Raw genomic sequence first — 590 nt, forward strand, 5'->3', positions numbered from 1 at the left:
GCCGCCGCCGTCGAACAGGGACAGCCCGTCTCACCGGCGCTGATAAAAAAGACCGACGACCGGTTTAACGCCCTGCTCAGCCAGTATTACGCGTTGCAGAAAGCCGCCGGGCTGACCGCGCTCCCCGGGCCGCCCCGCCCGTAAATTCAGAGAAGGAACCCTTATATGTCATTGCAGAAAAAAACCGCCGCCGCCGGCAACCTCGCCCGGCACCTCGCCGACCGGCTGAGTCCCCAAAACGCCGGCGGCTTACAGTTTACCCTCACCGCCGGCGGACTGCCGCCGCACACCTTCGTGGTGGCCGGATTTACCCTGCACGAAGCCCTCTCCACCCCGTTCACGCTGACGGTCAGTTTAGCCAGTGCCGACCCGGCCGTTGATTTCGCTGCCGTCCTCGACAAAAGCGCCACCCTCACCATCCTGCGCGCCGGCAAAGTCGAGCGCACCGTCACCGGCATGGTCGCCAGCTTTGTCCAGGGCAATACCGGCAAACATCAGACCCGCTATGACATGACCATCCGGCCCGATATGTGGCGCGCCACCCTGCGCCAGAATGCCCGGATTTTTCAGCAGCAGGATATCAAAACCAT

General features: G+C 63.1%; 1 protein-coding gene. It reads left to right on the plus strand.

The window, feature by feature from the left end:
* Nucleotides 1-165 precede the first annotated feature (165 nt).
* On the plus strand, nucleotides 166-590 hold a 425-nt coding region (locus Phpb_RS09275; RefSeq protein WP_276204267.1), incomplete at its 3' end, for a contractile injection system protein, VgrG/Pvc8 family.

This window comes from Photorhabdus namnaonensis, assembly GCF_001684335.1.
GTDB classification, from domain to species: Bacteria; Pseudomonadota; Gammaproteobacteria; order Enterobacterales; family Enterobacteriaceae; genus Photorhabdus; species Photorhabdus namnaonensis.